The organism is Acinetobacter sp. YH16032 (assembly GCF_013417345.1).
GTDB lineage: Bacteria > Pseudomonadota > Gammaproteobacteria > Pseudomonadales > Moraxellaceae > Acinetobacter.
On the sequence record NZ_VPEE01000050.1, the window covers coordinates 1 to 8,606 of the forward strand.

An 8,606-nucleotide genomic window follows, 5' to 3' on the forward strand; every position below is an offset into this window, starting at 1 on the left:
GGAAGCAGATGAAATATTATTGGCGAGATTTTCAAGTCATGACAGCTGATAAAATAGAGCAATGGGTGGAGAGAGTATCAAACCAATTCGGAAAAGAATACATGTTTACTTTTTAATGACAGCTTAAAGATTTTTTTGGTCCAAGATATGATTAGATTCAATAATATGTACATGAAGATTATTTTAGTTATTTTTACTATAGTTTTTTCAACCAGTAGTTTTGCTGATGGAGGACTCCGTTTCTTAGAGAAAAATTTAGAAATAATTAACATAGTAATTTAAATTAAAAAGTGATTTATCAGGTGAATTTTAACTATATAAATAATTTATTTAATTTAATAAACCTTTCATAAATCATTTTTTGCTCAGTTCTATGTTGTAAATTCCAGCAATTATCATAGCCACGCGGCTGTTACTGAAGAGAATAGTAAGAAGTTAATATTTGCTGTAGGTTTGACCACTACTTTTTAATCGTAGAAATTATAACCGTTTTTATTACTCAAAGTTTAACTTTTGTGATTGTCTAAAAACACATAGCGGCCGAATGGCCATATTAACTGACTTAAAATCAGTCGTATACTTTAATGTAGCGGTTTTGATAGCAAAAAATTTCGCAGCATGAAAACGGAACCGGCATAATTGATTTATAGTGAATCCATACACTAAGCATAATGATTTAAAGGACGATAATCCCAATGAAAAAATTCCTTTTAGGAGCTGTTGCCGCATCTGTTTTGGCCTTTTCAGGTAGTGCTATGGCCAATTTTGTGGCAGGTCAGGACTATCAGGTGGTTGCAAAACCAGTTAAAGTCGAAAAACCGGGCAAAATTGAGGTACGTGAATTCTTCTGGTATGGCTGTGGTCACTGTTTCACGTTGGAACCGCATATGCAGGACTGGTTGAAAAAATTACCCAAAGATATCCGTTTTGTACGTACACCTGCTGCAATGAACCCGCTTTGGGAACAGGCTGCACGTGCTTATTATGTTTCAGAAGCCCTGGGTGTGCGTCAAAAAGCACATTTACAGTTATTCCATGATATTCATGACAAGCAGCGTCCAATTTTAGAACAGGCACAATTGGCCAAGTTCTATACCCGTTATGGTATTTCTGAAGAGAAATTTAACACGACTTATAAATCATTCCCGATTTCGTCAAAAATTGCTCAGGCAAAAAATTTGACTGCTCAATATCAGTTAAGCGGTGTACCAGCGGTGACCGTGAATGGTAAATATATTGTGCAGGGCAATGATGCCAAAGTAATTCAGGTCGTGAATTACCTGATTGAAAAAGAGCGTAAAGCCAAATAAGACGCGATTGAATATCTCTAAAAAAAACCTGCATCGAATCTGCAGGTTTTTTATTTAAACTGGAGGAATGGTTATTTACGTACTGACTGCCGGATCTGGTGTTTCTATCGGCGGGCGATACCAGTGTAAGATTCCTAGGAGTAAGAGCTGCATCTGCAACACGCTTTGCGCTTTAAAGGCATGGGATTGAATATGAATCGTGGATTGTATCTTTACCCGTTCATACCCGATATCTTCATTCAGAAAATGAATTTTCCTTTCTATTTCAAAACGCAGCACTGCCGAGGCGCCCCGACGCTCTACAACAAACAAATTCTAATCTAAGATTTACATAAATAGACTGATAAAGTTTAAAAGGAATAAATATTAATTTAAACAACATGGAAATTCTTGTTAATTTCAACAGAAATATGAACAATCTCTTCATGAATTGACAAAGCTTTACGAACTACCTCTGCTGTTAAGGAGTCATTAACTGTATTTAGGGATAAAATACATGAAAATTTACTTCTACCTACTTTCCAGACATGCAGATCAGTAATCGTAATTTGGTTATCTAATTCCTCTACAACTTCCTGAATCTCCTTTACTACAGGATGTTCCATCTCTGCATCAAGCAATGTTTTACCTGTTTCTCTAATCAATCCCCAAGACCATTGTGCTACAAGCACTGCACCTACGATCCCTAGAATTGCATCTAAAAAATCCCATCCAAAATACTTCCCTGCGAAAAGTGCAATAATCGCTAATACAGAAGTTACTGCATCTGCTACTACATGAAGAAAAGCGGCTTTCTGGTTTAAGTCATGGTCATCATGAGAGTGATGATGATCGTGGTGGTGGTCATGGTCATCATGAGAGTGATGATGGTGGTGGTGACCATTTTCACGTAGTAACCAGGCACAAATAAAATTAACGATCAAGCCAACAATCGCAATTGAAATTGCCTCGTTGTAGTGAATATTCACAGGATTGAATAAACGTTCTATCGATTGAACACCCATGAATACAGCAACAACCATCAATAAAATGGCACTCGAATATCCAGCTAAGATTTCTATCTTCCATGTACCGAAACAGAATCTCTGATCACGAGCATATTTTCGAGCCATTTTATAGGCAAAATAAGCTAAGCCCAATGCCAACATATGAGAACTCATATGCCATCCATCAGCCAATAAAGCCATGGAATTAAAGAACCATCCTCCAAAAATTTCAAACACCATCATTACACCAGTGAGGATGGTTGCGATTAAAATTTTCTTTTGTGCTAAAGGATTTCCTTCGTCAAATTGATGCGAATGGTCACTTTTAACATTATTTAGATATTGCATTTTATTGCACCACAATTAATACTCCCCCATAGTATATGTTCTTGAGGTTGAATAGTATGTCTCACTTAAATCAGAACAAAAAAATTTTAAATCGGATTAGACGAATTCAAGGTCAAACTAATGCCCTTGAACAGAATATTTTAAATTCTGAAAATTCTTGTATTGAGGTATTACAGCAAGTTGCAGCAATTAAAGGTGCGATAAATGGCTTAATGAATGAGTTAATAGAACTTCATCTTAGAGAACATGTACTCGGTGATACTGAGGAAATAAAGGAAAAAGAACTGAATGAATTTTTAGCTTTAGTTAAACGCTACTTATAACTTTAAAGCACAGTCTTTTAAATAAAAAAACTGTGTGCGCACCTATTAATGACAGTGGTAATCACCAGTTTTACTGTTGGTATGACAACCCTGTGAGTTCGTTCCCCCAGAATGAGCATTCGCATAGGTAAATGACATGCCTATAAAGCATATTAATAAAATTCTTTTCATCTTAATCCCTTTCAAATAATTAGAATATCAACTGTATGATATTTAATAAAAGCCAACATGGCTTAGACTATTTCCAAATATATAAAGTAAAGCCAACAAAACTTTAAATGTATATAAAAAATGGTTAAATAATTGCAAGGGGGGCTTTAAAACGTTTTAATCGTAAAGCATTTCCTAGTACAAATATTGACGAGAGAGCCATTGCACCAGCAGCAAATACAGGAGAAAGTAGCAGTCCAAATTGCGGATAAAGTACACCTGCTGCAATAGGAATCAGAGCTGCATTGTAAACAAATGCCCAAAATAAATTTTCACGAATATTGGTTATAGTCGCTTTGCTTAAAGCGATAGCATTCGGCACTCCTTTCAGGTTGCCAGACATCAAAACCACATCAGCAGCTTCAATAGCTACGTCTGTACCTGTACCTATCGCTAAACCAATATCTGCTTCTGCAAGTGCAGGGGCATCATTAATGCCATCTCCAACATATGCGAGTTTACCATATTGATTTTTTAATTTTTTAACGGCCTCTATTTTACCTTCTGGTAATACTTCTGCAATAACCTCATCAATACCTAGTTTTTTTGCAATCGCTTGAGCTGTATGACGGTTATCACCTGTAATCATGGCAACCTTTAAACCTAACTGATGTAACGCTTCAATTGCAGCAAATGTTGATTCTTTAATTGGATCTGCTACAGCAATAATGGCAGCAAGTTTCTGGTCAATCGCAACATAGAGAGGGGTTTTTCCTTCTTCTCCCAAACGATCCGAAAATTGAGAAAAAACATTAGGATTCAAACCTAGTTTTTCCATATATCGATCTGCACCAATATGAACCAAATGTTCAGACACCGTTGCTTCTATTCCATAGCCCGTGACTGACTTGAAATCAGCAACAGGAGACAGGATTAATTCCTTATCTATAGCGGCTTGTACAATTGCTCGAGCAATAGGATGCTCAGATTTTGATTCAACGGCTGCCATAAGTGAAAGTACGGCATTGTATTCAAACCCTTCTAAGACATGCAGATCGGTTAAAATTGGTTTCCCTTCAGTCAGGGTCCCTGTTTTATCAACAGCAACCACTTTAGTTTCTTTGAGCAGCTGCAAAGCTTCCCCTTTACGGAATAAAACACCCATTTCAGCACCACGCCCAGTTCCCACCATGATTGATGTAGGCGTTGCAAGTCCCATTGCACAAGGACATGCAATAATGAGTACCGCAACTGCATTAACTAAGCTAAACGTTAGGGCTGGCTCAGGGCCGAAGATAAACCAAGTAATAAAAGTTAAAAGAGAGAGACCCATTACTACAGGTACAAACCACATGGTAATTTTATCAACCAATGCCTGAATAGGCAGCTTGGAACCCTGTGCCTGTTCAACCATTCGGATGATTTGAGAAAGCACTGATGAACTACCAACAGAGGTGGCTTTGATATTTAAGCTGCCACTTTGGTTAATTGTTCCTCCTACCACAGTAGAGCCTATCGTTTTTTCAACGGGCATAGGCTCGCCAGTAATCATGGATTCATCAATAAAACTTTGGCCGTGAATAACTTCACCATCGACAGGGATACGCTCGCCTGGTCTAATCTCTACAATCGTTCCTGTTTGAACTTCGGCAATCGGAACTTCTATCACCTGATTATTGAGCTGTATTCTGGCAACTTTAGGCTGCATTCCAACTAGATGTTGAATTGCTAAAGACGTTCGGCCTTTTGCCTTGGCTTCAAAAAATCTACCTAATAGAATTAAAGTGATAATAACCGCTGCAGCTTCATAATAAACATTGACCGTGCCTTGTGGCAGGACACTTGGAAAGAAAGTAGCAACCACTGAATAAAGATAAGCAGCCAATGTTCCTACAGCCACCAAGGAATTCATGTCTGGTGCTAAGCGGAATAAACTTGGGATGCCCTTTTTAAAGAAGCGTCGGCCTGGAAAAATTAATGCTACTGTGGTCAAGAAAAATTGCATTAACCAGCTATTTTGTTGGCCAATGTTATCCATCATAAACGTATGAAAGGCGGGAATCAGGTGTGATCCCATTTCTAAAATAAAAACGGGTAGAGTCAATAAGACTGACAAAATTAAATCTTTTTTAAGTTTTTCTAATTCAATATTTTTTTTATCTTGAAAGCTTTCCGTAGTTTGATGAACTGACTTTGCTTCAAACCCTACTTTGGTGACAGCCTGAATTAACGAGTCACGAGTGACAGATGAGCTTGCCTGAATAGTCGCTTTTTCAGTAGCCAGATTTACATCAGCTGATTCCACACCCTCAACAGATTTTAAGGCCTTTTCTACTCGACCTACACAAGAAGCACATGACATACCCTCAATCGTAAGCTCTATTGGTTGCAGCGCTTCCACTTCGTAGCCTGCTTTTTCTACGGCTTTAATTAAAGTAGCGCGATCAAGTGGTTGATGCGCATAAATGACTGCTTTTTCGGTAGCCAGATTTACATGAGCCGATTCAACACCCTCAACAGATTTTAAAGCTTTTTCCACACGGCCTACACAAGAAGCACATGTCATCCCCTCAATCTCTAATGTTTCACTGTAGTGTGGCGTATCAGTCATTTCGGTACTCATATACGATCTCTATCATTTAGATATGCTGAGTTCTATATGCGAAGATCAGCTCGAACCAAGATTAGGGGGAATTCAGGGATTACTTTTATTTCAAGCAAGTACAGGTTTTATCTGTACGATGAGGAAAATAAGAGAGAGTAAAAGTGGTAAGGAATTCCCACTGTTACTCTAACAGAGATTAAGCAGGATCAGCTGTAAATCCACGCTCACTGAGAGTGGCAATGACTTTATCCTGACTCACTGTTGTGTTGATTTCAACGATACGGTTTTGTAAATCAATATCGAGTGAAGCATTCGAGTCGAGCTCTTTAATTGCGGTAGTAATGCCGCGTGCACAACCACCACAAGTCATATTAGCGATGTGAAATTTCATATGTTGCTCCTTTTTAACAAAACATTTGTTTAAAACATTAGAACAGTAACTCTAAACTTTCACCATACAACCAGCCTTTTTCTGAATCAGTTACTCGCTGTAACTTGGTCTGTTTACAACCTTACAGTTTTCTTCAGAGTATTCCAAAGAAGAGTGTTCTAATGACTACAGTAAAAGTACTTAACCAACATTAATGTGACATTAAAATGACATTTTTGTCATCTACGATCACTCTGAAATTTATAAGATTAGTTATTTCAATCAATGGTAGTGAACTAAATAGATGAGACCGTTATGGGTTGAAGATAAGCTAAAAACCGGTGACTACCTTTATGTATAATGCCTCATGATGCGATTTTACTGTTCTGATTGTCGTAAGTTGACAGTCCAGTAGAAACTTTATTGCTCAGCTACAAAAGATAAATGCAGTAATGTTAAATTTCCTCAATTCCCTTATTTTGAAATTCTCTTATTCAATACCCACGACAGTGGTTATATAGCCTGTTGTTAATAGAATTGATAGACCTAATAACATCTCAAATAAAATGGCATGACTAAGGTGTTTAGCGAATTTAGGATGTTGAAGACGCGGGGTGAAATACCATTTGTTGAAGGCAGCTAAAAGTAGAATACTTATAACAAAAAACATTTTAACCATGAAACCATAGCCATATGCAGTATTGATTAAGGTATTAAAATCTTTAATTAAAAGAAGAGCTACACTAGCGCCACAGGCGATTAATATCCCAACAATGAAAGCAGCAATACGTCCAAATACATGCATGCGATCTTTTAAAGGTAAACCACTTATTTCCCGGCTGGTTTTCCATAACGGATATAAAGACCCCATCCATAACGACATAACTAGAATATGGATTGATAATAAAATTTGAGCAAGTAAGGTTAAATTAGCGACATGTCCGAGCTGGGAAAAACTAAAAATAATCGGGATAAGTAAAATACAAAATATTGAACTTTCAATTATAGAAAAATGACCTTTGTTCCTGTTAAGTTTAACCACCATGAGAAGAAGTAAAAGAGCAAAACTAATAGAACGAAGAACGTATATATACCCCGTCGGAGTATTAACCAATATATTAATATACGTGGGGTCCACCATACCTGTAATACCAGTATTGGCAAAACTACCAATCAGAATAAAAAATCCCAAGGTACTGGAAATTAGGCCTAATCCAGCGCCAATTGTAATATATTTAAGAATCGATTCTTTTAGTTCAAGATATTGTCTAAGTAAAAAATAGCAAAAGGCTCCACCAACGACAAAAGCTACACTTAAATATAAAATAACCTTAGTTAACCAAGTGGCCCACATCCAATATTCAGAAATCATTATTTTTGTCCATTCTAGAACAACATGCCAGCACCTCACTGACATGTTGAAAGGTAATCAATTCTTATTTAGTTGATTTAATAGTGAAACTATATTCACCATTCATGTTGTGACCATCTTTCCCCATTGTTGTCCAGACAACGGTATATTTACCTTTTTTCAGTTTCGGAAGAGCGACATCAAAGGATTTCTTTAAGTCATGAGTAACTTTATATTTTAAAGGAACATCTCTTCGCTGAGCATCCAGTAACTTAATATTCATCAACATAACCTCTGCACCAAAGTTAAGGGTCAAGTTCTTTGGTTGACTAAGGATAGATGCATTTTCCGCAGGAATCGCACTCACTAAACTCACATGAGCGAACGTAGTTGTAGTAGCCACAATCATCGTTGCAGCTACTACAACATTACGTAGAGCAGTCATTTTATTTTGAAATAATTTCATTTACGTTTCCTCTTGATTCGTTAGTTCATTAGAGATGACTTTATAAAATCTATATTTAATGAGACCACATCATCTCCTCTTATATTTCAATTATTAGTGAGAGACAGAAACAGAGCGATGACTTCAAAATTACATTTTTGTCATTTTTAAAATTTAAAATCTTTAACTATTAAAATAATCTTATTGAAAAATAATGATCATTTAACAAAAAAATTATGTAGGTGGTTGATTTATGAAATGTAGTAATCATTTTGTCTAAGAAAATAGTAGCTATTTAATTTTTTATATTTTAGTTTAAATAGGCTTTGTTGCATAAATATGTAAGCATCTGATTTAAATAAATTTAATTTTGGATCAAAAAATAATCAAAACTTCTAAAATCATATAGTTATGAAATCTTTGTGCAACAAAGCCCCTTCTATCTAATAAATATACCAATAAGTTTAATAATTAAATTATCCACCCTTTTTTCTATAAAAAACTATTTTGATCAACTGTATTTTTTCTTTAAAGGAATAACAGTGTAAATTACATTAAGAATGTGTCTCTAACTAGCCTTGGAGTCATCTAATCATTAGACCTCTTGCGAAAGTCGTTATTGCAAGTTCATCCGATTTACCAGTGCAGCGATTAAGTTAATGCGTAAACCGAATCTTTTCCGTCTATTTCGATAGCGTTCACTTAATATTCTAAATGT

8 protein-coding genes and 3 pseudogenes are annotated in these 8,606 nt (G+C 36.2%); 4 read left to right on the top strand and 7 right to left on the bottom strand.

Features of this window, described 5'->3' with window-relative positions; genetic code table 11:
- The 3 genes and pseudogenes from FTV32_RS15025 to FTV32_RS15030 all read left to right on the top strand — a co-directional run.
- Positions 1–116 (top strand): annotated as a pseudogene (locus tag FTV32_RS15025) (transposase); the annotation flags it as partial.
- 280 nt (positions 117–396) lie between these two features.
- Positions 397–518, top strand: a pseudogene (locus tag FTV32_RS17560) (cation transporter); the annotation flags it as partial.
- Between the two features lie 177 nt (positions 519–695).
- Positions 696–1,310: a thiol:disulfide interchange protein DsbA/DsbL gene (locus tag FTV32_RS15030; RefSeq protein ID WP_004668326.1), complete on the top strand. Its 615-nt coding sequence runs from the start codon at positions 696–698 to the stop codon at positions 1,308–1,310.
- 371 nt (positions 1,311–1,681) lie between these two features.
- Here the strand turns inward: FTV32_RS15030 and dmeF are convergent, their stop codons facing one another.
- A complete protein-coding gene (gene dmeF, locus FTV32_RS15035) occupies positions 1,682–2,644 on the bottom strand; it encodes a CDF family Co(II)/Ni(II) efflux transporter DmeF (RefSeq protein WP_034438686.1) in 963 nt (320 codons plus the stop codon).
- A gap of 56 nt (positions 2,645–2,700) precedes the next feature.
- Here dmeF and FTV32_RS15040 point away from each other — a divergent pair, with 56 nt between their 5' ends.
- Positions 2,701–2,967 carry a metal/formaldehyde-sensitive transcriptional repressor gene (locus FTV32_RS15040; protein WP_005248679.1) on the top strand — a complete coding sequence of 89 codons (267 nt, stop codon included), beginning with the start codon at positions 2,701–2,703 and terminating at the stop codon, positions 2,965–2,967.
- Positions 2,968–3,012: 45 nt separating this feature from the next.
- Here the strand turns inward: FTV32_RS15040 and FTV32_RS17780 are convergent, their stop codons facing one another.
- The 6 genes and pseudogenes from FTV32_RS17780 to FTV32_RS15070 all read right to left on the bottom strand — a co-directional run.
- The gene (locus tag FTV32_RS17780) at positions 3,013–3,138 is read right to left on the bottom strand and encodes a YHYH domain-containing protein (RefSeq protein ID WP_094148905.1); all 126 of its coding nucleotides are present in this window, start codon (positions 3,136–3,138) and stop codon (positions 3,013–3,015) included.
- Positions 3,139–3,262: 124 nt separating this feature from the next.
- Positions 3,263–5,740, bottom strand: a complete 2,478-nt coding sequence (locus FTV32_RS15050) for a heavy metal translocating P-type ATPase (RefSeq protein ID WP_035270455.1) — start codon at positions 5,738–5,740, stop codon at positions 3,263–3,265.
- 178 nt (positions 5,741–5,918) lie between these two features.
- Complete coding sequence (locus FTV32_RS15055; RefSeq protein WP_004733233.1) at positions 5,919–6,113, bottom strand: heavy-metal-associated domain-containing protein; 195 nt, start codon at positions 6,111–6,113, stop codon at positions 5,919–5,921.
- Between the two features lie 469 nt (positions 6,114–6,582).
- Positions 6,583–7,464: a copper resistance D family protein gene (locus FTV32_RS15060; protein ID WP_004733231.1), complete on the bottom strand. Its 882-nt coding sequence runs from the start codon at positions 7,462–7,464 to the stop codon at positions 6,583–6,585.
- Between the two features lie 64 nt (positions 7,465–7,528).
- The gene (locus FTV32_RS15065; RefSeq protein ID WP_004681441.1) at positions 7,529–7,909 is read right to left on the bottom strand and encodes a copper resistance protein CopC; all 381 of its coding nucleotides are present in this window, start codon (positions 7,907–7,909) and stop codon (positions 7,529–7,531) included.
- Between the two features lie 595 nt (positions 7,910–8,504).
- Positions 8,505–8,606 (bottom strand): annotated as a pseudogene (locus FTV32_RS15070) (IS5/IS1182 family transposase); the annotation flags it as partial.

Coding starts and splice junctions, on each gene's coding strand:
- FTV32_RS15030 (WP_004668326.1), top strand. CDS start 696: ATGAAAAAATTCCTTTTAGGAGCTGTTGCCGCATCTGTTTTGGCCTTT.
- dmeF (WP_034438686.1), bottom strand. CDS start 2,644: ATGCAATATCTAAATAATGTTAAAAGTGACCATTCGCATCAATTTGAC.
- FTV32_RS15040 (WP_005248679.1), top strand. CDS start 2,701: ATGTCTCACTTAAATCAGAACAAAAAAATTTTAAATCGGATTAGACGA.
- FTV32_RS17780 (WP_094148905.1), bottom strand. CDS start 3,138: ATGAAAAGAATTTTATTAATATGCTTTATAGGCATGTCATTTACCTAT.
- FTV32_RS15050 (WP_035270455.1), bottom strand. CDS start 5,740: ATGAGTACCGAAATGACTGATACGCCACACTACAGTGAAACATTAGAG.
- FTV32_RS15055 (WP_004733233.1), bottom strand. CDS start 6,113: ATGAAATTTCACATCGCTAATATGACTTGTGGTGGTTGTGCACGCGGC.
- FTV32_RS15060 (WP_004733231.1), bottom strand. CDS start 7,464: ATGATTTCTGAATATTGGATGTGGGCCACTTGGTTAACTAAGGTTATT.
- FTV32_RS15065 (WP_004681441.1), bottom strand. CDS start 7,909: ATGAAATTATTTCAAAATAAAATGACTGCTCTACGTAATGTTGTAGTA.